Annotated in this window: 24 protein-coding genes; 15 read left to right on the forward strand and 9 right to left on the reverse strand. The window is 36.9% G+C overall.

Annotated features, from left to right (window positions below; genetic code table 11):
* Positions 1 to 70: 70 nt before the first annotated feature.
* Entirely contained in the window at positions 71 to 523 is a 453-nt protein-coding gene (locus NG809_RS01625) for a hypothetical protein (protein ID WP_262147474.1), read from the reverse strand.
* A gap of 95 nt (positions 524 to 618) precedes the next feature.
* Complete coding sequence (locus tag NG809_RS01630; RefSeq protein ID WP_262147475.1) at positions 619 to 1071, reverse strand: ferritin-like domain-containing protein; 453 nt, start codon at positions 1069 to 1071, stop codon at positions 619 to 621.
* 148 nt (positions 1072 to 1219) lie between these two features.
* On the opposite strand from NG809_RS01630, the gene NG809_RS01635 reads away from it, so the two are divergent.
* The 7 genes from NG809_RS01635 to NG809_RS01665 are packed head-to-tail and all read left to right on the forward strand — an operon-like array spanning position 1220 to position 3469.
* Positions 1220 to 1390 carry a lmo0937 family membrane protein gene (locus NG809_RS01635; RefSeq protein WP_262147476.1) on the forward strand — a complete coding sequence of 57 codons (171 nt, stop codon included), beginning with the start codon at positions 1220 to 1222 and terminating at the stop codon, positions 1388 to 1390.
* A 25-nt stretch (positions 1391 to 1415) separates the two neighbouring features.
* Positions 1416 to 1880 (forward strand): PA2169 family four-helix-bundle protein, encoded by a 465-nt coding sequence (locus tag NG809_RS01640; protein ID WP_262147478.1) that lies wholly within the window; start codon positions 1416 to 1418, stop codon positions 1878 to 1880.
* A gap of 11 nt (positions 1881 to 1891) precedes the next feature.
* Positions 1892 to 2125 carry a hypothetical protein gene (locus NG809_RS01645; protein WP_262147479.1) on the forward strand — a complete coding sequence of 78 codons (234 nt, stop codon included), beginning with the start codon at positions 1892 to 1894 and terminating at the stop codon, positions 2123 to 2125.
* A 23-nt stretch (positions 2126 to 2148) separates the two neighbouring features.
* Positions 2149 to 2418: a hypothetical protein gene (locus NG809_RS01650; protein ID WP_262147480.1), complete on the forward strand. Its 270-nt coding sequence runs from the start codon at positions 2149 to 2151 to the stop codon at positions 2416 to 2418.
* A 30-nt stretch (positions 2419 to 2448) separates the two neighbouring features.
* Positions 2449 to 2781: an RNA polymerase sigma factor gene (locus NG809_RS01655; protein ID WP_262147482.1), complete on the forward strand. Its 333-nt coding sequence runs from the start codon at positions 2449 to 2451 to the stop codon at positions 2779 to 2781.
* 31 nt (positions 2782 to 2812) lie between these two features.
* Positions 2813 to 3241: a hypothetical protein gene (locus tag NG809_RS01660; RefSeq protein WP_262147484.1), complete on the forward strand. Its 429-nt coding sequence runs from the start codon at positions 2813 to 2815 to the stop codon at positions 3239 to 3241.
* 42 nt (positions 3242 to 3283) lie between these two features.
* Positions 3284 to 3469, forward strand: coding sequence for a hypothetical protein (locus NG809_RS01665; protein WP_262147485.1), 186 nt, complete (start codon positions 3284 to 3286; stop codon positions 3467 to 3469).
* Positions 3470 to 3542: 73 nt separating this feature from the next.
* On the opposite strand, the gene NG809_RS01670 is transcribed toward NG809_RS01665, so the two are convergent.
* Entirely contained in the window at positions 3543 to 3956 is a 414-nt protein-coding gene (locus NG809_RS01670) for a hypothetical protein (protein WP_262147487.1), read from the reverse strand.
* A gap of 336 nt (positions 3957 to 4292) precedes the next feature.
* Between NG809_RS01670 and NG809_RS01675 the strand changes: the two genes are divergently transcribed.
* Positions 4293 to 4907 (forward strand): hypothetical protein, encoded by a 615-nt coding sequence (locus NG809_RS01675; RefSeq protein ID WP_262147489.1) that lies wholly within the window; start codon positions 4293 to 4295, stop codon positions 4905 to 4907.
* A 93-nt stretch (positions 4908 to 5000) separates the two neighbouring features.
* Here the strand turns inward: NG809_RS01675 and ccoG are convergent, their stop codons facing one another.
* Together ccoG and NG809_RS01685 are read right to left on the reverse strand one after the other, a co-directional pair.
* Positions 5001 to 6455 carry a cytochrome c oxidase accessory protein CcoG gene (ccoG, locus tag NG809_RS01680; protein WP_262147491.1) on the reverse strand — a complete coding sequence of 485 codons (1455 nt, stop codon included), beginning with the start codon at positions 6453 to 6455 and terminating at the stop codon, positions 5001 to 5003.
* 211 nt (positions 6456 to 6666) lie between these two features.
* The gene (locus NG809_RS01685; RefSeq protein ID WP_317619140.1) at positions 6667 to 7443 is read right to left on the reverse strand and encodes a YciE/YciF ferroxidase family protein; all 777 of its coding nucleotides are present in this window, start codon (positions 7441 to 7443) and stop codon (positions 6667 to 6669) included.
* Positions 7444 to 7640: 197 nt separating this feature from the next.
* On the opposite strand from NG809_RS01685, the gene NG809_RS01690 reads away from it, so the two are divergent.
* From NG809_RS01690 to NG809_RS01705, 4 genes are all read left to right on the forward strand, one after another.
* Positions 7641 to 8138 (forward strand): CinA family protein, encoded by a 498-nt coding sequence (locus tag NG809_RS01690; RefSeq protein WP_262147493.1) that lies wholly within the window; start codon positions 7641 to 7643, stop codon positions 8136 to 8138.
* Between the two features lie 222 nt (positions 8139 to 8360).
* Positions 8361 to 8957: a Crp/Fnr family transcriptional regulator gene (locus NG809_RS01695; protein WP_262147495.1), complete on the forward strand. Its 597-nt coding sequence runs from the start codon at positions 8361 to 8363 to the stop codon at positions 8955 to 8957.
* Between the two features lie 486 nt (positions 8958 to 9443).
* The gene (locus tag NG809_RS01700; RefSeq protein WP_262147497.1) at positions 9444 to 11609 is read left to right on the forward strand and encodes a catalase; all 2166 of its coding nucleotides are present in this window, start codon (positions 9444 to 9446) and stop codon (positions 11607 to 11609) included.
* 5 nt (positions 11610 to 11614) lie between these two features.
* On the forward strand, positions 11615 to 12781 hold the full coding sequence (locus tag NG809_RS01705; protein WP_262147499.1) for a zinc-dependent alcohol dehydrogenase: 1167 nt from the start codon (positions 11615 to 11617) through the stop codon (positions 12779 to 12781).
* Positions 12782 to 12868: 87 nt separating this feature from the next.
* Here the strand turns inward: NG809_RS01705 and NG809_RS01710 are convergent, their stop codons facing one another.
* The 3 genes from NG809_RS01710 to NG809_RS01720 all read right to left on the reverse strand — a co-directional run bounded on the left by NG809_RS01710 (position 12869) and on the right by NG809_RS01720 (position 16210).
* The gene (locus NG809_RS01710; RefSeq protein WP_262147501.1) at positions 12869 to 13465 is read right to left on the reverse strand and encodes a Crp/Fnr family transcriptional regulator; all 597 of its coding nucleotides are present in this window, start codon (positions 13463 to 13465) and stop codon (positions 12869 to 12871) included.
* A 204-nt stretch (positions 13466 to 13669) separates the two neighbouring features.
* A complete protein-coding gene (locus tag NG809_RS01715; RefSeq protein WP_262147502.1) occupies positions 13670 to 14032 on the reverse strand; it encodes a response regulator transcription factor in 363 nt (120 codons plus the stop codon).
* 156 nt (positions 14033 to 14188) lie between these two features.
* Positions 14189 to 16210, reverse strand: coding sequence for an ATP-binding protein (locus NG809_RS01720; protein ID WP_262147504.1), 2022 nt, complete (start codon positions 16208 to 16210; stop codon positions 14189 to 14191).
* A 191-nt stretch (positions 16211 to 16401) separates the two neighbouring features.
* Between NG809_RS01720 and NG809_RS01725 the strand changes: the two genes are divergently transcribed.
* Together NG809_RS01725 and NG809_RS01730 are read left to right on the forward strand one after the other, a co-directional pair.
* Positions 16402 to 19290 carry an AsmA-like C-terminal region-containing protein gene (locus NG809_RS01725; protein WP_262147507.1) on the forward strand — a complete coding sequence of 963 codons (2889 nt, stop codon included), beginning with the start codon at positions 16402 to 16404 and terminating at the stop codon, positions 19288 to 19290.
* An 88-nt stretch (positions 19291 to 19378) separates the two neighbouring features.
* Positions 19379 to 20539, forward strand: a complete 1161-nt coding sequence (locus NG809_RS01730; protein ID WP_262147509.1) for a MalY/PatB family protein — start codon at positions 19379 to 19381, stop codon at positions 20537 to 20539.
* A gap of 88 nt (positions 20540 to 20627) precedes the next feature.
* On the opposite strand, the gene NG809_RS01735 is transcribed toward NG809_RS01730, so the two are convergent.
* Positions 20628 to 20819: a hypothetical protein gene (locus NG809_RS01735; RefSeq protein ID WP_262147511.1), complete on the reverse strand. Its 192-nt coding sequence runs from the start codon at positions 20817 to 20819 to the stop codon at positions 20628 to 20630.
* Between the two features lie 104 nt (positions 20820 to 20923).
* Between NG809_RS01735 and NG809_RS01740 the strand changes: the two genes are divergently transcribed.
* On the forward strand, positions 20924 to 21985 hold the full coding sequence (locus NG809_RS01740) for an aldose epimerase family protein (protein ID WP_262147513.1): 1062 nt from the start codon (positions 20924 to 20926) through the stop codon (positions 21983 to 21985).
* Positions 21986 to 22066: the final 81 nt, after the last annotated feature.

Below are 22066 nucleotides of genomic sequence, written 5' to 3' on the forward strand. Positions count from 1 at the left end.
TTTTGGATAGAGAATAGTTTTACTTAAGAAATTTGTTTAAATTATTTTTTTCGTATTATCTCAACCAACCTCAATTACACATCCAAATAATCTGATGTGCAGTGAATGCATGGTCTGGATTTTTGATTAAAACTTTCACCTGATCCTTTTCATAAACATTAATTTCTTCACCATTCGCATCTTTTATGGTTTCAGCCTTAAATTTGTCCCGATGTAAAGTACTGTTGAACGTTGTAACCTGCTCCCGGTCATGTGAAACAATAGAAAATACATGGCATCCGCTGTTTTTCAGAATGACTGTCAATACTGTAAAAGCCGTATTTTCCAAATGTTGATTGCTGTACACTTTTACATTGGCCTCACTCGCTTCAGGATGATGTACAAGATCGAAATGTGCTGAAAGTTTGGTGTCAAGAATTTGTTCGTCAGATTGTGAAAGATGCCGAAGATTCTCAATAGTAAGTAATTGTGCTGATGACAAAAATGCCAAATGCATCAATACAAATGGTAATAATTTTGGCATAAAAGTTTTTCTGTAAATTAAATAAATAATTTTAGGGCACCAGCTGATTCAGATCATAAAAAATCCGCTTCCATGATGGAAGCGGATGGTGGTTTTTAGTTGTTCAGATCTTCAAGATTTTTAAATTTATCATGTGAAGCTTTCAGATGATGAAGCTGGTCGAGTACCACTCTTGAGCTTTCCGGGCAAAGATCGCCACTGTCTAATGCGCTTTGATACGCATCAATTGCAGCCTGCTCGCCATAGACTACATTTCCAAGACTTGCTTCGGCGTTGTCTCCTGAAAATGCATTTTTCACATCAATCCAGGCTCTGTGGATAGATCCTGCTGCAGAACCCGTCTGATCCAGCTCCCCGCCGCGCTCAGTGATTAGACCAGATAATTCATTTTTCATTGTAGCAGACTGTGCAACCATATTGTCGTAGTCGGCACGCAGGTGAGGATATCCTTCCCATACTTTGTCTTCCACTTTAGAAAATCCCTGAATTCTGTCGTTGGTAATTGTCAGTAGATCATTTAATACTGAAACTGTTTTGGTGTTGTCCATATTGTTATATTTTTTGGTACTTGTCAATTTACAATAATGGTGCCCTAAAACCTTTGTTATTGCACATGTGGTACCTAAAGTTTTTTTTCATTTGAAAAAGGGCAGACTAATTGTATCTGTGATTGTACAAACACTAAAATATATTATTATGAGAAGTATTCTTTGGCTTGTAGCCGTAATTTGTATCGCAGTATGGATTTTGGGAATGCTGGGAATTATTCCAGGTTTAGATACGGGAAGTCTTATACACGTCTTCCTGGTGATTGCCGTAATCGTAGTTGTAATTAACCTCTTTACTGGCAGAAGGCCTTTAGACTAAATCACATTCACCAAATCACATTATTATGGAAACAAACGAAACTCAGGCAATACTGAAAGACCTCATCCAGATTACCAACGACAGAATTTCTGCATTTGCAAAAGTGGAAGGTCAGATTTGGGAGAGTTATCCTGATATCAAATCTGAATATGAGAAAATGATTTCCCACACGAACGTTATGAAAAATGAGCTCGTGAATATTCTAAGGGAAAATGATTCTGAAATGAATGAAGATTCATCATCTGTGCGCGGTAACATTCACAGTACCTGGATTGATATTAAAAGTGCTTTCAATATAGATTCTGTCAACTCCACTTTAAACAGTGTGATTTCAGAAGAGGAAGCTGCTTATAAAGCGTATGAAAAAGCATTGGAGACAGAAGGTTTTTCAGTTGAAACAAAATCTGTTCTGGAAGATCATCTTTATCACCTGAAACAATCTCACAAACAGTTCAGGGAAATTCTGGAGTACAGACAAAATAAAGATTAAAAATAAGCAGTATGACATACGAAGAGGCTTTAAAACAAAAAAAAGAATCTGTAAAAAATGCAGATCAATCTGTATTAAACTTATATCACATCCTGATTTCGCCCGAAAACACAAAAGAAAGTGTAGACTTTATTGATCACTATCTGAAAAACCCAGACAGCTGCAACGATGAATCCTGTAAAAAGTTCTCGTCATCAGACAACTACCAGATTGTAAGTATCAGAAAGGAAGATCAGGAAGTATAAATTTAGATAAAAACAAAATTAAAATGGAAATAAACGACCTGCTGAAAAAAGAGATTACAGGCCTTTCAGAAGAGATTAAAAACATTATTGTAAAATATCGGAAGAAAAAAACAGTAGAAGGAATGATTTCTGAATCACATCATAATCCATTCAAAGTAGAAATTTCGCAACGTGATGTAAAAGATCCTGAAGAAAAATTTCACGAAATCGATTTTGAAAAAGCAGTTGAAATTGCTATTTACTACTATAATGGCAAAATCAGTGTTCACGCCGACAGTAAATACACAGAGTGATGATGCTCTAAAAATTTTTGAATAATTAATATGATTTCTTCAGACAACAAATTCAGCTGCTGTGCAATACTCAAAAAGAAAGATCGTGAGACTTTCGATTTCCTGTATGCCGAATTCAACAGCCAGTTTTACGGTATCGCCCTGCAGTGTCTTGGCGACAAAGATCTTGCAGACAACATTATGATCCTTACTTTTACGAATATCTGGAGAGATTTGGAAAAGTTTAAAGGAGATACCCATCAGTTAAAATCATTCTGCACTTGCATACTCATGCGTTCTTTGAGAAATCACTTTCCACCAGCATCATCGGCAGAAAACGAAGAAATCAAAAATGAAAAACAGCTGAAAACAATTTCAATTTAATATCCAACTCACTTAATAATACCCCAAAATAATGTTTAATACCCCTATTGAAAAAATTGATTTCCTACGTTTCTTTTTAGGAAATGCCAACGGCAAAAGTGCCGAACTCATCATCGACAAAGGCTTTGTTTACATCAGTGAATATTTTGGCTACTTTAAAGAAATTCTTCAGAATCCGGATAAAAAATTTTCGGAAATGAGCGAAAAGAAACTTATTTCTACATTTGAAGAAATAGGGATCACGGAATGGAAAGAAAATTATAGCAACAATGATATTTTTGAAGGAAAAGAGTGGGAGCTTGAGATGAAAATCAATAATGAACAGAAGCATTATTATTTCTTTGGTTATGAGGAATATCCATCTAAAACAGGTCATTCCAGCAGCATGAAATATTCTAATGAATTCAGAAAATTACTTCAGACTCTTAATTCCGTTTCACATTCCTCCTATTTTGCATAAAAACGGAATGACTTTTGAGAATTAAAAATAAAATAAACTATTATGAACGTTAAGAGAACATTCGGAACCATTCTTACAGTTCTTGGCATTGCCGGTTTACTGTACACAGGTTATCAGCTGATGCAAAAAAGTGAAGCCTACACCAATATGGCTGTGGTAGGAGTTATCGGATTGATCTTCTTTTTTGCAGGAATCGGTCTGGTACAAAACACCAGAGACGAAAGCTGAAAAAAGATCTGAAATTGTAATGAAATGTAAAAAAGGCATCATCCAATTCGGGTGATGCCTCTTTAATTGCTCTCTATTCATCTTTTATCTGATCATAAATCAGCTTCGTGACAATTGCTCCGAACAGATAATATCCTACAGTCATTATTTTCTTTTGATTCGTGCTCGCTACAGGATCGGGATCAAGTCCTAATTTTTGAGGGAGGGCGATGGCTCCGACACCAGCCATCAGTCCACTTGCCAGATTGTGGGTTGTAGCTGTTGTTGCGTAGTAAACTGCATTGCTGATTACGTCTCCTGCAAGTGTAGCTGCATAGAGTTGGTTTGGGTTGTTGATTTCCAAAGCAGTGCCATCGGTCATTTTAGCAAGAGCTTCTTCGCCAAGTTCGTTGATGTGCGGAACATCCTTACAGGTTTTCCTCACGATTTCGTGCAGCAGGTTGAGGGCGATTGCTCCTCCAAGTCCTGCGATCATTTTTTTTAACATAATATTTTTGTTTTGGAGTTAAATTTAGATTTAATCTTAAGTATATCTGCTTAAAAGAAGTCAAGAATAGTACCAAGTAAGAACTTTTTTAACCTCAAATAATTTTGATTCAAACTATATCAAATTATAAAATTTTCTGTAAAAAAAACTTCTTTCAGAAAAATCAAAGTCATTTATATTTCACGGAGTAAAGTTTTATAAATTATGATGTGTGACAGTAATCATAAGTTTTACCCACATTTAAAGACTATCTTTGAAAAGACATCAAATAAACTTTTTTATCACAAAATAATTTATGATAAATAAAGTGTTTTACCAAACCACAAAAAATTACAAATGAAACCTAAAAATATTCATGGAGTTCCAAAACAGGTGAAAGGTGGCTTTCACGATTCTGAAAGTATCCTCAATTTAGAAAATAATGACGAAATCGAAATTCAGTTTCATCATCTTAAAGAAAGATTTTTTGGAATAGGCGAATGGCACAAATACTGTCCGGAAACCACAGCAGATTTTAAACTCTGCAACTTCAACGGAAATGTTGTAGACCGCCTGCCACAGTTGGGTGATTACATCAGGATTGATATTCCCGGTCCCGGCGGAACAGAAGGCCGGTCATTTGACTGGACAGTTATTGATAAAATTGATTTCGAATCTCCGGACAGACTTTTAATTCAATGCAGACCTTCGCCCGATCCGAAAAAAATGAACAGTAAAAAGATTGCCCATTTCTATTGCGACAAAGCAACTTCCACTTTCGTCATTGAGCGAAGAGAAAATTCTCTGATAGCGGCTGTGTATGGCAGAAACGAATCTCCGAACTTGAAATCGGGCTTCATCAATTCGGCCAGAAATATTATGATTGCCATCGGCGGAATGTTCGGACTTTCAAAAATTCAGTGGGAATGTCTTGCGGAAGGAATGCTTAGGCCAGAAAAAACAGATCTTTAATTACAAGGTAAGATTTCCGGATAAAATAATTCAAACATCACAACAAAAAAAGGAGCAGTTTTTCAACCGCTCCCTTTGTATTTTCATACAGATTTAAAATTGAAGTTTAAAAGGTCCTTCAAAATAAGTATCGTACGAGTCGACGAGGTTTCCTTTTAAATCAAATACTCCAATGGTTATATTCTGTTTGGAAAGATCCATCTCTTTTTCAGGAAATGTAATGGTAATGGTTCCTTTCGATATTTTGTCTTTAGGAATTATAATTTTATCAGATCCGCTGAAAATCACATTTCCATGTGATGGCTCAATAACTTTTATAGTGACTGTTTTTTTGTCTGTGGATTTGTTGAGAAACGTATAACTGTAGGTATTGGTAATTAAACCGTCCCTTACAAAATAAGTACTTCCTGCGGGCTTTATAAACTTAGCTTCCATATCTCCGCGGCTGTAGAGCAAAAATCCGAGGAAAATCTGTAGTGCAATAAGAATGACCATAAAGATCTTCATCCTACCTGTGAATTTCGTTGGTTTTTCTGTTTCAATTTCTGTTTCAGAAGCGTATCTGATAAGACCTTTGGGCAAACCTACTTTTACCATTACTTCATCACATGCATCAATACACGCTGTGCAGTTCACACATTCCAGCTGCTGGCCGTCACGGATGTCGATTCCTGTTGGACAAACCACAACGCACTGGTAGCAATCTATGCAGTCACCCTTGTTTGCAGCTTTTCTGTCTTCTCCTTTTCTCCATGTAGCCCTGTTTTCGCCTCTTTTATAATCATAAAAAACATTGATGGTATCTTTATCGATCAGTACGCCCTGCAGTCTCCCGTACGGACAAACCAATGTACAAACCTGCTCACGAAACCACGCAAAAACAAAGTAAAATGCCGCTGTAAAAAGAATAATTACTATGAAATTGGTGGGATGGGCGAGTGGCCCTTCTGCGATGGTTCTGAAAACTTCTTCATAGCCCACAATCACCATCATCATAAAGTGAGTGAATATGAGAGAAAGAATAAAAAATATAGTCCATTTCAGAGATCTTTTCCAGATTTTTTCTGCGTTCCATTCCTGACGGTCCAGTTTCATCTGACGGTTTCTGTCTCCTTCAATCGCAAATTCAATCTTACGGAAAACGCTTTCAAGAAAAATTGTTTGAGGGCAGATCCAGCCACAGAAGATTCTCCCAAATGCTATTGTGAAAATAATAATGCAGATTAAACCCACGATGGCACCTAAAGTTAAGAGAAAGAAATCCTGAGGATAAAAAGGTTGTCCGAAAATAAAAAATTCCCTGTCGATAACATTAAGCAGGAGGAAAGGATTTCCGTTAATGCGGATAAACGGCACAGCCAAATAAATTGCCAGCAGAATATAAGCTACTATTGTCCTGTAATTGGTAAATTTTCCTTTCGGTCTTTTGGGAAATACCCATTTTCTTTTTCCGGACTGTTCCATTGTCCCGATCGAGTCGCGGTAGGATTCAGGATCTAAAACCTGACCTTGTCCGCCACGGATTTCTTCATTTTCATTTAAAGCCATGATTATTATTTTTCGGTAAAAGAAAAATTTCAGAATAGAAATCTTCAATTCATCATTAAGGTACAACTATGAGACCAAAGACCATCTAAGTTGAGCCTATAGGATTGATATATTTAAACTTATGACTGTAATCACAACATACACTTTAAATAATTAAAATTGTAACACAGAATAAAAAAAGACCCTTATGCGGGTCTTTCAAAATTTTGAATTATGCTTTAATCGCTTTCGAATTGAGATTGGTATCAGCAATTTTAGACAGCAAATCGTTGCAGTTTTTTTCTTCATTTAAAGTTAAAAGAAGATGCTTCAGACATTCCTTTTCTTTAAGAATTTTAGCATAAGCTGCCAGAGTTCCATAGGTTGCAATTTCGTAGTGCTCTACCTTTTGCGAAGCGGCTATAATACCTGCATCACGTACTGCTCCTGCTTTTGTTTCCTCCATGATTCCGGTTCCTTCGTCAAGAAGTCCCTGCATCGCATCACATTTTTTGGCTTCAGCTTTTTTATTTAAAGCTTTAAAACAAGCCTCAAGTCTTTTTACCTGCTCTTTTGTTTCTTCCAAATGTTGTCCGATTGCCTGTTTAAGCTTGGCATCAGTAGCATTTTTCTGCATTTTAGGAAGTGCTTTTGTCAAAGCTTTTTCAGCCCAATAGATATCTTTCAGAGAGTCTTCAAACAAATCATTAAGATTTTTGGCAGCATCATCCTTTGCCGGTGTCTTAGCAGATGCCTTCACAGCGTTTTTGGACGTTGATTTAGAAGTTACTTTTGGTGAAGATTTAGCAGAAGAAGCCGCTGTTTTTTTAGCCGGACTTTTTTTTGCGGTGGCTTTTTTGGTTTCCATAAAATAATATTTGATTGGTTTTGTTACATCAGGAGTTACAATTACCAGACCATCGGCAAAGGAAAAATCTGAATGTGGTATTTTATTTAAATTTTCCTCAGCAGATGATTGTAAGCATAGTTTCGCAGTTTTATTGGACATACATTTCACCTTTTGATTACGTAATTTTCAATCTCAGACCATATTTTTTCAATCATTTTTTATCTTTTTTTAAATAAAAGTTCTGAATTTTCATATCTGGTTTTAATTGAAAGTCTTTAAAACTAATGTGGAAGCAAAATAGGCTTGAAATTTGAGATGACTGAATCACCAACATCAAATCTTAATATAACATTTCCATGGAAATTGAACGAAATTTATTGTATGAAGTAGCAAATTTGCTGAAGAATTCTAAAGAAACAGTTTCTGTTGCCGAAAGTGTAACATCCGGTTATCTGCAGTATTCATTTTCACAGATGGCTGATGCTTCCAAATATTATCACGGTGGGATCACTGCCTACACTCTTGAAAAAAAGGTGAAATTTCTCAACATTAACAGTGAAGAGGCAGAAAAATGCGATTGTGTATCTGATAAAATCGCTGAAGAAATGGCCCGTAACATAGCAAAGTCTTTTGAAACCGACTGGGGAATTGCCGTGACAGGCTATTCTACGCCTGTGGAAGAATCTGATTTTAAAATCTATGCTTATTTCAGCTTCAGCCACAAAGATGAGATCGTCTTTACAAAAAAACTAGAACTTCACCCGAGAACAAACCAACAGAATGCACAGATCTACTATTGTGAATTTATTCTGGGATGTTTCAAAACCAAACTGTCTGAACTTCAATCTGAATAATTTTTAAGGAACAGACTTTGAATTGAGTTCGAAAATTCTTTTCTCCAAAACAAAGAAAATATCTTCTTCACAATCCTGTATCAAATGTATTTTCTTATGCCTATAGTCATAGTATTGATCGGCTTTATAAGGTTATTTTTACAGCCGATTTATTGCATGGTTAGGGAATTATTTCTTCTTTCTAAGAAATTTTGCAATAGTTTTTTAAACTACTAATGATTTATGATTATTGACGAAGAATTACTTTTTAAAAATGGAGCAGAAATTCAAAAATATAAAGCAGGTGAAACAATTTTTATAGAAGGTTCCGTACCGAAATATTATTATCAGATTCGCAGCGGACTTATTAAAATTAACGTTTACAAAGATGACGGAAGCGAGTTTATACACAGTTTGCCGTCTGATGGTCATTGCTTTGCCGAAACTTTTCTGTGGTACGATGTTCCCTACTGTGTGAATGCGGAAGTGATGAGCGACAGTGTGGTTTTGAGGGTTAGAAAAGAAAATTTCATGGAGATTGTAAACTCAAATTCCGATTTGATGCACAAACTGATGTCTCACACTTCAGAACGCATGTTTTACCGCTATAAAATGCTTACCACTTTGTCTGTCAATAATCCGTCTCACAGAATTCTGAAGGTTTTGGAATTTTTGAAATCCCATCATCAAACCTTTGAACCGTTTGATTTTATCGTTCCTTTTTCAAGGCAGCAACTGGCGTCTTTAACCGGCTTGCGCGTGGAAACAGTCATCAGAACCGTTAAAAAACTCGAAAAGCAGAATCTGGTGAAAATATCCAACGGAAAAATCTGTTTTTGATTCTGTAATTTGCTTCTTAGTACATATTATTTTGTTTACTTATATAATAAAAAATTAAGTATGATTACGGTCATAAGAAACGCCGAATTATAAAGTTAAATTTGATAACACCAACATCAAATTTAAATTTTATGAAAACTTTTTTATGCAGTTGCCTCGCGACAGGGGCAGCATCTGTGAGCTTTTCCCAGGCTTGCAAAAATAATTATCTCAGGAGAAATCACAATATTATTTCATCTACAGGATTGACTTCCATCTTTCCACCGCATTCTGAACCGTCGATAAGTTTAACCTAAAAAACATCTCAAGTTCTGAAACTATTTCGCTGGAATTTCAGGCAGAAAAATTTCAACAGATATTGCATTACAGACAGAAATCTGCATGTATTTACAATACATCAAACCTTATAATTCGACAAGTAAATAAAGGATTTTAAATTAATTACCCTTATTACTGATTTTTAAAACATTCACACAATTAAATAATATGGATACAAACAAAGAAAACAACGACAAGTTAGATCAGCTTGATCTTTACAAGACAGACAATTCCGGAGAGAAACTGACGACCAACCAAGGCCTTAAAATTCGCAATAATCAGGATTCTCTTAAAGACGGTGAGCGTGGTGCTACACTTTTGGAAGATTTTATTCTCAGAGAGAAAATTACCCATTTTGACCATGAAAGAATTCCGGAAAGAATCGTTCATGCAAGAGGTTCTGGTGCACACGGAGTTTTTAAGCTGAATAAAAATATGCAGCAGTTCACAAAAGCTAAATTATTCACAGACCTTGAAAAGGAAACTCCTGTATTTGTAAGATTTTCTACCGTTGCAGGAAGCAGGGGTAGCACCGATCTTGCAAGAGATGTACGCGGCTTTGCGATCAAATTTTATACTGACGAAGGAAACTACGATTTGGTAGGAAACAATATTCCTGTATTTTTTATTCAGGATGCGATGAAATTTCCGGATTTGGTACACGCCGTAAAACCAGAACCGGACAACGAAATTCCGCAGGCTGCCTCTGCACATGATACTTTCTGGGATTTCATTTCCCTGATGCCGGAAAGTATGCACATGATCATGTGGCTGATGAGTGACAGAGCTTTACCAAGAAGTTACAGAATGATGGAAGGTTTTGGGGTGCACTCATTCAGATTCATCAACAGTGAAGGCTCAGCATTTTTTGTGAAGTTTCACTTAAAACCAAAACTGGGTGTGCATTCAGTTGCATGGCCGGAAGCTCAGAAAATTTCGGGTGCAGATCCTGATTTCCACAGGAGAGATCTTTGGGAAGCCATTGAAAACGGTGCTTTTCCGGAATGGGATCTAGGTGTACAGATTGTGCCTGAAGAAAATGAATTCGATTTCGATTTTGACCTTTTGGATCCTACAAAAATTATACCTGAAGAAACCGTTCCGGTAGAAATTATGGGAACTTTAACCTTAAACAGAAATCCTGATAATTTCTTCGCAGAAACTGAGCAGATCGCTTTCCATCCAGGGCATTTAATTCCTGGTATAGATTTTACCAATGATCCTTTGTTGCAGGGACGTTTGTTTTCATATACAGACACACAGCTTTCAAGATTAGGTTCTCCAAATTTTCATGAGATTCCGATTAATAAATCTGTACCAACTGTTCACAACAACCAGCGTGACGGGCACATGAGACAGCAGATTGCCAAAGGAAAAGTAAGTTACGAACCCAATTCTATGGGCGGAGGTTGCCCTTATCAGGCTATGATGTCTGAAGGTGGTTTTGATACTTATGGTGAGAGAATCAGCGGTACCAAAATCAGAGCCAGAAGCGAATCTTTTGTTGAGCATTATTCTCAGGCAAAATTATTTTACAACAGCCAGTCTGCTCCGGAAAAAACGCATTTACAAAAAGCATTGGTTTTCGAATTGTCTAAAGTAACGATTCCGGCAATCAGGGAAAGAATGGTTTCGCAGCTTAATTTTATCAATAAAGAATTGGCTCAAATGGTGGCCGAAAAACTGGGAGTTGAGGTGAAAACTCTTGAACAGCCCAACGGAAGCATACCTGCGGACGCCGATGTAGAATCTCTGCAAAGCGAAGAACGTGAGACTTCATTGGATTCTTCAGATGCCCTGAGCATGAAAAATACGGTAAAGGATTCAATTGAATCGAGAATCATCGCTTTTGTGATTGCAGATGGTTGCAATGCGACACGTATTTCAGAATTAAAATCAGAACTTGAAGCAAAAGGCGCGGTAGTACAGTTTGTAGCGCCTGAAATGGCTACGGTAAAAGCTGACGATGGCACTGAACTCACGCCAAAACATTCAATATCAAGTACAATGAGTGTATGTTTTGATGCAGTTTACGTAGCTGCCGGAGCAGAATCCACGCAACAATGGCTTCAGCCTGATTATAAAAACAGCGTTATTGAATTTGTAAACGAAGCTTACCGTCATTGTAAGGCAATTTTCTTTGATAAGGAGACAGACGCGCTATTTAAAAAGACAGATGTCGCTGATTATCATTCTGAAGATCCAGCTGTTGTTCTGGAAAAAAACAATGATGCTGACAACAGTTTTATTACAGCAATAGCTTCTCACAGAGTCTGGGAATTTGAAAAACACAGAAACGGATTCACAGGTCACGACAACCAGCCAAAAAATTAATTATTATGAAAGCAGCAGTTTTTCATTCTCCAGGTGTAATTACCTGTGACACTGTAGAAGACCCAACCATTCAGGATGAAAATGACATCATCCTGAAAGTAACTTCCACGGCGATTTGTGGCAGCGATCTGCACATGTATTCCGGCGGAATCCCGCAAGCCAGACCCATGGTGATGGGACATGAATTTATGGGAGAGGTCGTGGAAAAAGGAAAAAACATTACCCATCTTCATCAGGGAGACAGGGTAGTGGTACCATTTCCCGTGGCCTGCGGTTGCTGTTATTTCTGTGAAAACGAACTTCCTGGAGGCTGCGAAAATTCCAATCCGGAAAATTATGGACCCGAAGGTGGAATTATGACTGAAAAAGGAGGAGGAATGTTTGGCTACACAGATCTGTACGGAGGCTACACTGGCGGACAGGCTCAGTATGTGAGAGTTCCTTATGCCAATTTTGGCCCCAGAAAAGTACCGGATATTTTAACGGATGAGCAGGCATTATTCCTCACCGATATTTTCCCTACCGGATACACCGGAGTGATGTGGGGTGATTTGAAAGGTGGCGAATCGGTAGCAATATTCGGTGCAGGCCCTGTAGGATCAATGTCTGTAAAAAGTGCCATTTTGCATAATGCAGGAAAAATAATCGTAATCGATACTTTACAGTACAGATTGGATCAGATTAAAAAACTCACAGGCTGTGAAACGATTTTGTGGGAAGATGCAGAATCAACCGTAGAAAAAATAAGAGAAATGACTCATGGCAGAGGTGCAGATTTATGTATTGATGCGGTGGGATTTGAACCTGAAAGATCATTTTTAGACAGAGCAAAAGCTGTAGTTAATTTTGAAAAAGGTTCAATGAAAGTATTGGAAGCCTGTATGAGCGGCGTAAGAAGAGGAGGAACTGTTTCCGTTTTGGGAGTGTATGCTGTCAATTATGATAACTTTAGATTGGGCCAGATTTTCGATAAAGGAATTATCCTCCGAGCAGGTCAGGCGCCGGTTCACGCGATCATAGACAAGCTTCTGAAATATGTTGAGAGCGGACAGGTTCGTCTGGACGATATTATCACTCACCGTCTGTCTTTAAATGACGTGGCGAAAGGCTATCAGATTTTTGATAAGAAAGAAGATGGTTGTGTAAAGGTGATCCTCGATCCATGGAGCTGAAACAAACTGTTTTAGTGTTCATAATTAATAAAAACAACAGCTTCGTAAATGAAGCTGTTGTTTTTATTTTAATTTTCTGAGATTTAATTAAACATAAATCTTCCGGTCAATAATTTTAAGGTAGTTTTCTTTCTCGAGTCTTTTTACTGTCCGGATTACAGTTTCTACGCGGAGTGCGGTCAGTGCAGCAATTTGCTGTCTTGTAAGCGGAATTTCATAGGAATATTTATCTTTATTGTCGCTGAAACTTTTATGGTATTCCAGTGTTCCTTTAATTCTTTTTTCGGGGCTCAGTGCTGAATTATTTTCCAACATAATGTATTTGTAGTACAGCCTTTCCGATAAAAATCTGCGGATATCAGCTGCTGCATCAGGATTTTCATCGAGAAGAAGATTAAATGCTTTCTTCGGCAGTTTCAGAACTGTGCATTTTTCGAAAGTGATTGCATTTACAGGATAAGTTTTGTCTATAAACAAAAGCAACTCGCACACGCTCAGTCCTTTATCTAAAATTGCGAGAATGAGCTCCTTACCTTCATCATTGTAATGATTTAGTTTTATTCTCCCTTCAGTGATCTGATAATAATTTTTTGGCGTATCGCCTTCATCAAAAATGGTTTCGCCACGTTTGTAGGTTTCTTCGGTAGCACCATATTTCAGTAAAATATCTTTGGGAATCAGCATAATTATTAGTTTTTTAAAGTCAATAATATTTGTCAAAAATGCAGAAGTTTAGCAGGATAACTTTTTTAAATATACGTACATTTATAATTCAAACCTGCAAAAATTTAAGGTAAAAATTTTTCCGGATACAGACATTAAATTATCAATGAAAAAAACCAAAAACAAATGCGCTTTTGGTTTATAGGCTTAAAATTGATTTTAAATCTATTTCTTCCGAATCAAATTTTCAATTTTTTCGATTACATCATCGATATCGAAAGGTTTGCTTACAAACACATCTGCATCACAACGTTCTGTAACCTCTGTATTTTTCGCATGAGCACTCATAATCATAACCGGAATTCCCGCGGTTGCAGAATCATTTTTGAGCTGATTACAGACATCGGTGCCCAGACCGTCGGGCATCATCACATCCAGAATAAAAATATCCGGAACTTCAGACTCCTTTCTGCTGTTAAACGCTTCAATGGTAGAAAATGAGCGTACTTCATAATTTTCAAATGATAAGAGCAGTTGTAAAGCATCTCTGATGCCCGTCTCATCTTCAAGTATATAGATAGTTTTCATATCCGTGGTTAAGCAAATCCGAAGCCAACCAAAATTTTTAAATCAAAATATTTTAAATTTAATTCTAAATTTCTTTTCTGATTAAAATTTGAATTATGAGAATTTATCATTGTCAGCTCATCGTTCCTGATTTTCATTCAGATAAAATAAGAGAACCTAAACGGGAAGCGTAAACCAGAAAGTACTGCCGTTACCTTTCTTGCTTTCCACACCGATCTCGCCGCCGTGTCGCTTGATAATTTCAGCGGAAATATAAAGCCCGAGTCCCAAACCTGAATAATGTTTCTCTTCATGATTGGCCCTGAAGTATCTTTCAAAAAGATACGGCTGTATTTCTTCATCGATGCCGTCACCGAAATCCTGCACCCCAATTTTTATAAAGTCATCAGTTTTTTCGATATTCAGATGAAATTCCTTTGACTGAGACGCGTATTTCACAGCATTGTTGAGGAAATTCACCACCACCTGATCAATTCTGTCTTCATCTGCAAATGCCTTAATATTCTGATCTCCGGTAATTTTCACTTTATGGCTGTCGGTAAGTCTTGTAAATTCACAACAGGATTCCAGCATTTCAGAAACATTGAATTCAGTTTTTACCAGTTCCATTCTTCCTCCGCTTAATCTGTTCAGATTTAAAAGATCATCTACCAGACCTGTTAATTTTTCGATACTTTTTGTAGACTGCTCGATTAATTTCGGAATTTTTTCGTGTGTTGGTTTATTTTTAAGCCTGTCAAGAAGCTGAATGCTCGCTTTCAAACTTGTAATCGGAGTTTTCAGTTCGTGGCTTGCGATGCTGAGAAAATCGTCTTTTTGCGTCTCGTAATTTTTTCTCTTCGTTACATTGGAAGTTACACCTGTCATAAATGCGGGGTTGCCATCTGCGTCGTAACTTGGCAAACCGGAGGCATTCATCCAGTGAAAGGAGCCGTCAGGCCTTTGTATCAGATATTCAGAGTTATAGGGCATCCCGCTTTTTATCGAATCATTTACCTTTTCACTGACCATTTTTCTGTGTTCGGGAACCACGGTTTCAATAAAATCGTCAAAATCAAATCTGTCACTGCTGGATCTTCCGTAATTACTTTTGCAAACATCGCTGCAGATCATTTTACCCGTTTTCAGATCCAGAGTGTACGTTCCAAGCTGACCGGCTTTCAGTGCAAGTTCGTACCGTTGATTCAGGTTTTCCAGTTCTTCCTTTTTGTTGATTCTATCGGTCACTTCGTTGGCAATCACAATAATTGATGAGGTATTACCATTCTCATCCTTTAGAGGTTCGTAAATAAAATCAAACCAGCCTTCGTGCAAAACACCTTCATCCTCTAAAATTGCTTTGGCAGTATTACCAAAAAAAGGCTTCCCCGTTTTTAATACATTTGCCAAAATATCAAAATAGGGTTGGTCTTTCAGTTCAGGAAGTGCTTCGCGAATGGGCTTTCCAATAACATCCCTGTCTTTTCGCCATACTTTTAAGATCATCTCGTTGGCGGTTTCTACAATTAAATCATCACCGCGCAAAATACCAAACGCAATTGGGGCCTTGGTAATAAAAGACTTTAACCTGAGCTCGCTCTGCTCCAGTTTTTTATTGGATAAATTTAATTTATTGTTGTACTCACGTGATTCCTCATTGATTCTGGCCAACTTTTCAATTGTTTCAAGTGCAGAAAGCCGTAGTTCTATCTGATCCATCACAGTTTTGGCAAGTCCCTGCAGAATTTTACTATCGTGACTATCAAAAGTACGTGGTTTCTGATCGATGATGCAGAGGGTACCAATCATGTAGCCGTCCTGCGTTGTAAGTGGTGCTCCAGCATAAAACCGCAAACCAAAATCTCCGATAACATTAGGATTTGAAAGCAGACATGGCTCCTTCAAGGCATCTTCGAATACAGTAACATCCTTATCAAGCACAGCAAGAGAACAAAGGCTTTTTCCGCGGTTGGCTTTTTTTGCATTTCCCATCCCAAAATTTGCTTTGAAGAAAACAGATTCTGCATCAACCAAAGAAATCAAAGCAACGGGCACATCAAAAATCTGAGCCGCCAGCCTGGCAATTCCGTCGAAACTTTCTTCAGACGGAGTATCTGTAATGCGGTACCGGTGCAGTGCCCTTAACCTCTCTTCCTCGTTATCAGGAATAATATTTTTACCAAAGGTATTGTCAATCATTGGAGGGAAATTAAAAGTTTATAAAGGTATGGATATTTGCCTATCAAACAGTATGCTAATAAATTTTAAAAGAGGATGAAAAACTGCTCATAAGTGCAATAGGTACAGATTTTGTTCAAAGCAAATTGATCAAAGATTTTTAAGATTTTTTTCTGAAAATTCCTTCGGATCTCATCACCAAATTTCTTACAATGAAAAAACTGAAAACCATAATCCTTAAGATATTTAAATGGACGGGAATTGCCGTTGTCACGGTACTTTTTCTAATGTTCATTATTCCTGTCCTGTTTCCCGGAACCATTTCTAAGCAGGTGAAGTCTTTTGCCAACAAACATCTTGCGGGCGAGCTTGATTATAAAAAAACGCATCTCACGTTTTTCAGACATTTTCCCTCGCTCACGGTTTCAGTGGATGATTTACTTTTAAAAGGTTCAAAACCTTTTCAGAAAGACACTTTGCTTGCAGCTAAGGAAGTTTCTGTGGGAATTAATCTTAAGAATCTGATTTTCGATGGTGAAGTAAAAATCGATGAAATCTACGTTACAGATGCGGTTGCCAATGTTTTTGTGAATACAAAAGGTCAGGCGAATTACAACGTTTACGTTTCAAAACCTTCTGAAAAACCGAAAGATTCAACGGAAAGCGGAGCCTCAATAAAACTGGATTTAATAAAATTTAAAAACTGGAATGTAAAATACCATGACCTTTCTGCCAGAGTTTTGGTAGACGCAAAAGGTTTGAATTACACAGGTGAAGGTGGTCTCAGTGAAGATGTATTTGATCTTCAGACCGATTTGGATATTAATAAACTTGATTTCAGCTTAGACCGAATTTATTACGCCAAACAGAAAACTTTACATGCAGATTTAATTACAAGAATCAATACCGATGCTTTGACTTTTGTTTTGAGGAAAAATGAATTGAGAATTAACGAACTTCCTTTAAAGTTCACAGGTTTTTTGAGTATTCTTAAAGATGGATATGATCTGGACATTAAAGCTGCTTCAGAAAAAACAACAATTCGCGATATGATTTCAGTTTTGCCGCCACAATATCTGGAATGGGCAAAAGACACTAAAATTCAGGGGAACAGCGATCTGTTTTTCAGTCTAAAAGGTAAATTCAGTGAAGCCAGGAACCTGAAACCCAATTTAAATGCAAGACTTTTGGTAAAAGAAGGCTTTGTTTCCAATGCGAAAGCTCCGGTTCCGATGAACAATCTGAATATGGATTTAAATGTTGCTTTACCGGCTTTGAATACCGACATACTCACAATCGATCTTAAGAATCTAAGTTTTGACTTGGGTAAAAATAACAGTTTCCGCGCTGTGGTGAAGACCAAAGGTTTAGACGAGATATTAGTCAACGCAAAAATAAAAGGTGCTGTCAATCTTCAGACACTTGATGACGCTCTGGGATTGAACGAGATTGATATGAAAGGCTTCATTGACACCGATATTCAATCCAACGGGATTTTTAATTTAGACAAAAAACTTTTTCCTAAAACGAAAGGTTATTTTAATCTTAAAAATGGCTGGCTGAAAACTTCATATTATCCAAATGCGATTCAGAATATCAACATTTTAGCGAACGTAAGCAATACCGATGGAACATTTAAAAGTTTAGGTGTAAAACTCGACCCATTTAAATTTGATTTTGAAGGAAATCCGGTGTTCATCAATGCAGAACTGCAGAATTTTGAGGATTTGCTGTATAAAGTCCGTGCAAAAGGAACGCTGAATGTGGGAAGAATTTATAAAGTATTTGCTAAAAAAGGTTTCGATGTTTCTGGTTTAATTATGGCAGATTTATCTTTAAAAGGAAGACAAAGCTATGCAACAACAGGTCAGTACAGCAAGCTTGATAACAAAGGAACACTGATTCTGAAAAATATTAAAGCGACAACAGAAACGCTTCCAAAATCATTCTTCATCAGAGAAGGAAATTTCGAGTTTGAAAATGAAAAAATGTGGTTCAGAAAGTTCTTTGCCAATTATGGAAAGTCAGATTTTGCACTGAACGGGCATCTTTTAAATACCATCAATTATTTTATTGAAAGAAAAGGAACACTGCACGGAAAGTTTAATTTAAATTCAAAATACATTCTTGTTGATGAATTTATGGCTCTGAAAAGTGGCGATAATTCCAAAAAATCCATCGATGTGGAATATGCCAAAGTTGAAAATCCCAACAGCAGTGGTGTGGTGGTTATTCCGAAAAATCTGGATGTATCTCTTGGTGTCAACGCACGTAAAGTAGAATTTCAGGGTTTAGGATTAAATAATGTGAAAGGAACGGCATCTGTAAATTCCGGTCAGGTCTATTTAAAAAACACTACGTTCGACATTATTGGAAGCCGGATGGGTATCGACGCAAGATATCAGGATGAATCTCCGCTTACGGCTAATTATGATGTGGCGGTAAAAGTTCAGGATTTCAATGTTCAAAGGGCGTACAAGGAAATTGACATGATTAAAGAAGTAGCAACATCTGCTAAAGATGTGAAAGGAATTGTTTCCATAGACTACAAACTGAAAGGTGATTTTGATAAAAACATGAACCCAATTTATCCGTCGCTTGAAGGCGGTGGTGTGATCAATCTCCGTGATGTGGAAGTAAAAAACCTGAAAATGCTCTCTGCAGTAGGAAATGGTATTGGTTCGAAAGGGTTTAATGATCCCGATATGAAAGGTGTTGACATTGAAACGCACATTAAAAACAATCTGATTCACGTAGATAAATTTACCTTTAAAGTTTCGGTTTTAAGACCTTCTGTGAGCGGAACCACGAGTTTTAACGGTCTTCTTGATCTATTAGTCAGAATCGGATTGCCACCAGGAGGATGGATAGGTTTGCCAGTCGTGGTAACCGGAACACATGAGAAACCAAAAATCAAATTTCTGAGTAAAAACGGACAGGGAATTACAGAAGCACTCTACAATAAAAAAATAAATAAAGTAATCAGACAGGAGCAAAGAGCAGAAAAGAAAACCCGCAGACAGCAGCGTTTAGATAAAAAAGCTCAGGAAGCCAAAGCCAAATCAGCAGAGAAACAGATTGATAAAAATCTAAAAAAATAGAATATATCTTGTAACATTTAAAAGTCATCAAAGCTTTATTCATAACAGTTTTGATGATTTTTTTATCTTTAAATTTAAATCAGACTCAATGAAATACAATTTTGATGAAATCATCGAAAGACGAAATACCAATTCGGTAAAATGGGATTTTTTTGCTGACAATATTCTCCCAATGTGGGTGGCAGATATGGATTTTAAAATCGCTCCGGAAATTCAGAAAGCCGTTACAGATAAGGCATTGTCGGGAATGATGGGCTACCAGTTTCTCTCACCTGATTTTAAAACAAGCACAATCAATTGGTTAAAAAAGCATTATCATTTTACCGTTTCTGCAGATAAAATCCTGCCTGTTCCGGGAATGCTTTTGGGTGTTTCTGCCATCATCAGAACATTTTTGAAAACAGATGAAAAAATAATCCTGCAGCCACCGGTTTACGATCATTTTTTCGAAACTGTGAAAAACAGCGGTGCAGAAACTTTTTGCAACGATTTGATTTACAGAGAAAATTCTTACTCAATCGATTTTGATGATTTAGAGGAAAAAGCATCAGACCCATTGACAAAATTTTTACTGTTTTGCAATCCACACAATCCCATTGGGAAAGTCTGGAAGGAAGAAGATCTCAGGAAAATTGCTGAAATCTGTTCTGCAAATAATGTGATCGTGATTTCGGATGAAATTCATTCTGATTTGGTTTTTGAAGGTTTTAAACATATTCCGTTTGCTAGAATTGCAGCTGATTATGATCTGATTTCGTTTACTTTGGGTTCGCCGTGTAAAACGTTCAATCTTTCAGGTTTGTCTGCAGCTTACATTATCTGTGATCAGGCAGAAAGTTTAGAAAAAGTTAGAAAAACGCTTCAACAGCAGGAAACCGAATGGCTCAATCCGTTTTCAGCAGAAGCTTTTACCGCAGCTTACACCTTTGGTGAAGACTGGATGATGGAAATGAAAAATTACATTTTTAAAAATTATCTTTTTGCTAAAAGTTATATTGAGGAGAAAATTCCTCAAATAAAAACAGTTCACGCTGAATCAACTTATCTGATGTGGCTGGACTGCAGAAATTTGAATTTAAACTCAACAATTTTAGAAGATAGATTAATCAATGAAGCTCAACTTAAACTCAATGCGGGAAACAGATACGGCCTGGCTGGCGAAGGTTTTATGCGGATTAATATTGCGTGCCCCAGAGAAATCCTGACGGAAGGTTTGAAAAGACTTGAAAATTTCGTGAATTCTTTATAATTAAAAAATATTTCGGGCTGATTTGGCATTTTGATTGTTTAAAAGTAAATACATCAAAATTATTCGATATGAAAAATTCAACAAAGATCTATTCCGTACTTACGCTGGCATTTTTGTTGGCAGCATGCCATCCGCCACCAAGACCAAAAAGACCGGAACCACCACGCAGACCCGAAAGACCAAGACCTCCACACGGTATGATTGAAAAGAAAACGACAGATAAAATCGCAATCTTCCAAACAGTAAAAACTTCAAAAGAAGTCTGAATATAAAGCTCCATTTCGGGGCTTTTTTTGTTTTAAAAATGTAAATCTTGCTTTATTCACGAGTTTTGCAGAAATTGCAGTTAAGTTGAAGATTAAAATTTAAACTTTATCACATCGCATGAACAAATTAATCTCAGAAGAATTCGGAAAAACAGCAAATGGCGAACCTATAAACAAATATATCCTTCGCAACGAAAACGGGATGCAGGTGGAAATCATCAATTTCGGAGCAATTATTACTTCATTGAAAGTTCCCGATAGAGACGGGAAATTTGATGATGTGGTTTTAGGTTTTAAAAATTCTGAAGATTATTTCAATTCTAATCAATATACCTACGGTGCAGTGGTTGGAAGATATGCCAATCGTATTGCAAATGCCAGATTTTCAATTAAATGTAAGGAATATCAGGTGACAAAAAACGAAGGCAATAATCATATCCACGGCGGTAAACAGGGATTTTCCAACAAAATCTGGAATGCAGAAATTTTAGAAAATTCAGAATCCTGTTCTCTTGCTTTGCATTATTTAAGTGAAGATGGGGAAGAAGGCTATCCCGGAAACCTTTCTGTGAAGGTGCTTTACACTCTTACAGACGAAAACGCACTTGAAATTGAATATTCTGCGACAACAGATCAACCGACAATCATCAATCTCACGCAGCATTCTTATTTTAATCTTTCTGGGGATCATTCTCAGGAAATTACAGATCATCAACTGCAGCTCAACGCTGATCACTATCTCCCAATTGATCAACATTCAATTCCAACCAGTGAGCTCTCTGATGTAAAAGAATCTCCATTTGATTTTAGCAGTATGAAGGAAATCGGCAAAGATATTAATCTGGATCATAAGCAGCTTAAACTAGGAAAAGGCTACGATCATTGCTGGGTTTTGAATGGCAATGGTTTGCGAAGTGCAGGAAATTTGTTTCATCAGAAAACAGGTCGAAACATGGAAATTTTTACCACTGAACCGGGAATTCAGCTGTACACCGGGAATTTTCTGGACGGAAAATTTGAAACGAAGACAGGTGGGAAAAATAATTTCCGCACAGGACTCTGTCTTGAAACCCAACATTTTCCGGATTCACCAAATCGTAGCTCTTTTCCTTCAACTGTCTTAAATCCAGATGAAAAATATGAAAGCAAAACGGTTTATAAGTTTTCAGTAATATATTAGAATTTACATTGATTAATATAAAAAGGTAAATATTTTTAATTTCAAAAATTTAATTCTAATAAAAAATTCTATTTAATTATA

This window comes from Chryseobacterium foetidum (assembly GCF_025457425.1).
GTDB lineage: Bacteria > Bacteroidota > Bacteroidia > Flavobacteriales > Weeksellaceae > Chryseobacterium > Chryseobacterium foetidum.